General features: G+C 72.9%; 4 protein-coding genes and 1 pseudogene. 2 read left to right on the top strand and 3 right to left on the bottom strand.

What is annotated here, in order from left to right; all coding sequences use genetic code 11:
- Together G3I41_RS00830 and G3I41_RS00825 are read left to right on the top strand one after the other, a co-directional pair.
- Positions 1 to 369: response regulator transcription factor (locus G3I41_RS00830; RefSeq protein WP_164398357.1), on the top strand; the 369-nt coding region annotated here is incomplete at its 5' end.
- A 126-nt stretch (positions 370 to 495) separates the two neighbouring features.
- Complete coding sequence (locus G3I41_RS00825) at positions 496 to 1,368, top strand: serine protease (protein WP_164398356.1); 873 nt, start codon at positions 496 to 498, stop codon at positions 1,366 to 1,368.
- Between the two features lie 63 nt (positions 1,369 to 1,431).
- Here G3I41_RS00825 and G3I41_RS00820 read toward each other — a convergent pair whose 3' ends face one another.
- The 3 genes and pseudogenes from G3I41_RS00820 to G3I41_RS00810 all read right to left on the bottom strand — a co-directional run.
- The gene (locus G3I41_RS00820) at positions 1,432 to 2,295 is read right to left on the bottom strand and encodes a DUF1206 domain-containing protein (RefSeq protein WP_203599917.1); all 864 of its coding nucleotides are present in this window, start codon (positions 2,293 to 2,295) and stop codon (positions 1,432 to 1,434) included.
- A 33-nt stretch (positions 2,296 to 2,328) separates the two neighbouring features.
- Positions 2,329 to 3,939, bottom strand: coding sequence for a D-aminoacylase (locus tag G3I41_RS00815; protein WP_164398355.1), 1,611 nt, complete (start codon positions 3,937 to 3,939; stop codon positions 2,329 to 2,331).
- A 79-nt stretch (positions 3,940 to 4,018) separates the two neighbouring features.
- Positions 4,019 to 4,685 (bottom strand): annotated as a pseudogene (locus G3I41_RS00810) (amino acid deaminase); the annotation flags it as partial.

The following is a 4,685-nucleotide window of genomic DNA, read 5'->3' as shown; positions in this document are numbered from 1 at the left end:
GCGCTGCGCGCCGGGGCGAGCGGGTTCCTGCTCAAGGACGCCCCGCCGGCCCAGCTGCTGCACGGCATCCGGACCGTGCACACGGGCCAGGCGCTGATCGACCCGGAGGTGACGCGCCGGCTGGTCGGCCGCTACGCCGCCCGGATCCGCCCCGCCGGGGACACCTCGTCCGACATCCCGCTGACCCCGCGCGAACTGGAGGTCCTGCGCCTGATCGCGGACGGCTTCTCCAACAGCGAGATCGCGGCCGCGCTCGTGATCAGCCAGGAGACCGTGAAGACGTTCGTCTCGCGCATCCTCGCCAAGCTCGGGCTCCGCGACCGGGTCCAGGCGGTCGTCTACGCCTACCGGCAGGGTCTGGTGACCTGAAAGCGCGGCCGAAATCCGCCCCTTGTGCGCCCCCTCTCCGTACGCCAGCATGCGCATGTCAAACCGAAGGAACTTCGGTCGCAGAGGCCAGTCGCGCTCTGTTCATTCGCAAGAGGGGACCCCCACATGAAAAAGCCTCTCGTCGGTGCGCTCTTCGCGGTGCTGCTCCTGGGAGCGGGCATCGCCCCCGCGACCGCGGCCACGAGCCACGGCGCGGCACCGGCCGCTCCCGCCGCGGCCGAGGCCGGCAAGCAGATACGCGCCAAGGCGGTCACCTTCGCCGGGACCGTGGCGCTCAGCAACTGCTCCGGCTCGGTCGTCCGCACGCCCTCCTCGCAGCCGGGCGACCCCGCCCTCGTGCTGTCCAACGGGCACTGCCTGGAGACCGGCTTCCCGGCCCCCGGCGCGGTCGTGTACAACCGCTCGTCCAGCCGCAGCTTCACCCTGCTCAACGCCTCGGGCAGCGGTGTCGGCACGGTCCGGGCGAGCAAGATCGCGTACGGGACGATGACGGACACCGACATCTCGGTCTACCAGCTCACCTCCACGTACGCCCAGATCGAGAGCCGCTACGGCATCAAGGCGCTGGAGCTCAGCACCACGCATCCCGTCGCGGGCACCGCCATCACCGTCGCGTCCGGGTACTGGAAGCGCATGTACAGCTGCAACGTGGACGGGTTCGTCTACCGCCTCAAGGAGGGGAGCTGGACCTGGAAGGACTCGGTCCGCTACACCTCCGCCTGCCAGACCATCGGCGGCACCTCCGGCTCACCCGTGATCGACAACGCCACCGGCAAGGTCGTCGCCGTCAACAACACCGGTAACGAGGACGGCGGGCGCTGCACGGACAACAACCCGTGCGAGGTCGACCAGAACGGGCAGGTGACGGTCCGCCAGGGCATCAACTACGCCCAGGAGACCTACGGCATCGCCGCGTGCATCGGCACCGGCAACGTCTTCGACCTGAACCGCGCGGGGTGTGCGCTGCCCAAGCCGTGATCCGTCGTACGTGAGAAGGGGCGGGGCCTTCGCGGCCCCGCCCCTTCTCACGCGTCACGCGGTTCAGAGCTTGCGCCACCGCGCGTTGGCGAGGGAGAAGAGGCCGAAGGCGACCAGGCCGACGGCTATGAGGCCCAGCAGCCACGGGCCGGCCGGGGTGGCGCTGAAGGACCGCAGGGTGTCGTCCATGCCCTTGGCCTCACCGGAGCGCGCCTTCACCGCCGCCGACACCGCGAAACCTCCGGCGACCGCGAAGACCAGACCCCGGCTGACACCGCCGAGGACCCCGGTGGTGTCGACGGCCCGCCGCATGGTCCGGGACATCTCGCCCATGCGCAGGTGCTTGTGGAACTTCCGCAGCGCCGCGCGGCCCGCGATCCACAGCCCCGCACAGGCGATGCCCACACCGGCCGCGCCCACCAGCCAGCGTCCGCCCGGCAGGTCCAGCACCCGGGCCGTGACGTCCTGCGATTGGGCGTCGCCCTTGCCGCTGCCGCTGCCCTTGTCACCGGCCGCGAACGACAGGACCGAGTAGGCGACGAAGCCGTAGAAGACGGCCCGCCCGCCGGAGGCCAGCCGCTTGGTCGCCTTGTGTCCGTCCGGGCCCGCCGCGCCGAACGCCGCCTCGGACAGCCGCCACAGGGCCATGCCCACGAGCGCGATGCCCAGGACCCACAGCAGCACATGGCCGAAGGGCTTCTGCGCGATCTCCGCGAGTGCCCCGCCCCGGTCCGCCTGCTTCCCGCCGCCGCCCTTGCCGTCGCCGTCGCCGCCGTTGAACGCGATGCGCAGGGCGAGGAACCCGACGAGGAAGTAGATGACCCCGCGTGCCACGAACCCCGCACGGCCGGCCGCTTCCACGGCGGTGCTGTTTCCCGCCTGCCGGGCCTTTCCCCGGCCCTTCGAGGCTGTCGCAGAGATATTCATGACAGCCGGTTGCCCTGGCCGGGGGCGGAGAAACTACACTACGCCCCCCGCCGAACGCACCGACCGCCCGGCCAGCACCTGGGTGCGCCTGCCGTCCTCGATCACGAAGCGGCCGTCGATCAGCACGTGCGGGATGCCCGTCGGCAGGGTGCGGGGCGCCGCGAACGTCGAGCCCGCCGCCACCGTCGCCGGATCGAAGAGGACCAGGTCGGCGCGGTAGCCCTCGCGTACGAGACCGCGGTCGGGGAGCCGCAGCCGGGCCGCCGGGCGGGCGGTGAGGTGGGCGACGCACTCCTCCAGCGAAAGGATGCCCAGCTCGCGGGCGTACCGGCCCAGGTAGTGGGGAAAGGTGCCGTACGCGCGGGGGTGGGGCTTGTCGCCCTGGAGGATGCCGTCGCTGCCGCCGGTGTGCACGCGGTGGCGCATGATCTGCCGCACGTTCTCCTCGTGGCCCACGTGCTGGAGGATCGTCGTCCCGAGCCGGTCCTCCACCAGCAGCCGCCGCGCGGTCACCCAGGGCTCCTCGCCCCGCAGCGCCGCCGACTCGGCCACCGTGCGCCCGACGTATCCGGCGAGTGCGGGCTCGCCGGTACCGGAGATCTCGATGGTCTCCCACTCGATCGGCACCCCGTGGCAGCCGTCCGACCCCACGACCTCCAGGTCGTGGCGGATGCGGGCGGCCGTCCCCGCGTCGGCCAGCCGGGCCAGGACCGCCTCCGGGCCGCCCTCGCTCGCCCAGCTGGGCAGCATCGCGACGAGGGTCGTGCAGCCGGGGGTGTACGGGTAGGTGTCGAGGGAGATGTCGGCGCCCGCGTCGAGCGCGTCGTCCAGGAGGGCGAGCAGGTCGGGGGCGCGGCCCTCGTTGACCCCGAAGTTCATGGTCGCGTGGGCCAGGTGCAGGGAACAGCCCGCGCTGCGGGTGAGCCGCACCATCTCCTCGTACGCCTCCAGGGCGCCCGCCCCGTACGAGCGGTGGTGCGGGCAGTAGTAGCCGCCGTGCGCGGCCACCACCCGGCAGAGCTCGGTGAGTTCGGCGTCGTCCGCGTACATGCCGGGGGTGTAGGTGAGACCCGAGGACATGCCGACCGCGCCCTCGCGCATGCCCTGGTCCACGAGCTGCCGCATCCGGTCCAGTTCGGCCTCGGTGGCGGGGCGGTCGTCCCAGCCCACCGCGTACATCCGGACCGTGCCCTGCGGGATGAGGTAGGCGGCGTTGACCGCGATGCCCTGGCGGTCGAGGCGGTCCAGGTAGCCGCCGACGGTCCGCCAGTCGAAGTCGATGTCCTCGCCGCCGCCGTTCCAGCCGGAGATGGAGCGGCGGACCTGGGCGAGCGTGCGGTCGTCCACCGGCGCGTACGACAGGCCGTCCTGGCCCAGGACCTCCAGCGTGACGCCCTGCGCGGCCTTCGCGCTGTGGTCGGGGTCGCGGAGCAGCGCCAGGTCGCTGTGCGCGTGCATGTCGATGAAACCGGGAGACAGGGCGAGGCCGTCGGCGTCCACGGTGCGGTGCCCGGTGGGGCGGGGGCCGGGGGAGTCCTCGCGGTGGATCTCCGCGACGCGGCCGTCGGTGACGGCCACGTCGGCGCGGTAGGAGGGGGTGGCGGTGCCGTCGATGACGCGGGCGTCGCGGATGACGAGGTCCATGGGTGCCTTTCGGGGTCCGGGGGCGGGGGCTCCCGCCCCCGGACCCCCGCTCCTCAGTCGCCGGAGGGGCTGGGAATGCTCAGAAGAACGTGCGGACGAAGTCGGTGACCGTGCCGTCCGCCTCCACGAGCGGGATCAGCTGCCACTTGTCGAAGCTGGTGCAGGGGTGGGACAGGCCCATGCCCACCCAGTCCCCGACCTCCAGGCGCGCGCCCTCGTCCGTGCGGACCCAGGTGTGCTGGTCGGAGAGGCCGGTCACGGTGACCCCCTCGGCCGGCCGCTCCGAGCCGTCCCGGCCCGAGCGGACCACCTGCGCCTCGGGCAGGTCCAGGTCGTACGCCGCGTCGCGCTTGCCCGCGTTGAGGAACGCCTGCCCGGCGGACGGACGCGACACCACCTGCGCCCACAGCCGGAACGCGGGCCGCAGCGCGCCCTCCTCCGGGACGCGGTTGAACGGTGTGAGGTGGCGGTAGTGCCCGTCGTCGTGCGAGACGTACGCCCCCGAGCGCAGCAGCTTGAGCACGGGGGCGGAGAGCTCCGGGATCCCGGCGAACACGTCCGCCACCGCGTCGAACCACGCGCTGCCGCCCGCGCTGATCACGATGCGCTCACCGGCCCCCAGCGCGCCGAAGCGGCCCGCCGCGTCGAAGTCGGCGGCCAGCGCGACGAGCCGGCGCAGCCAGGCCCGGACCCGGTCGCCGTCCGCGTCCGGCACCTCGCCCTCGTATCCGGCCACGCCGACCAGG

This window comes from Streptomyces sp. SID9727, assembly GCF_010550605.1.
Classification (GTDB): Bacteria; Actinomycetota; Actinomycetes; order Streptomycetales; family Streptomycetaceae; genus Streptomyces.
The sequence above is the reverse complement of the archived record's forward strand: the minus strand, read 5'-3'. Positions and strand labels throughout refer to the sequence as shown.

Bases quoted from the DNA above. Each gene is read 5' to 3' on its own strand.
- G3I41_RS00825 (WP_164398356.1), top strand. From the start codon at position 496: ATGAAAAAGCCTCTCGTCGGTGCGCTCTTCGCGGTGCTGCTCCTGGGA.
- G3I41_RS00815 (WP_164398355.1), bottom strand. From the start codon at position 3,939: ATGGACCTCGTCATCCGCGACGCCCGCGTCATCGACGGCACCGCCACC.
- G3I41_RS00820 (WP_203599917.1), bottom strand. From the start codon at position 2,295: ATGAATATCTCTGCGACAGCCTCGAAGGGCCGGGGAAAGGCCCGGCAG.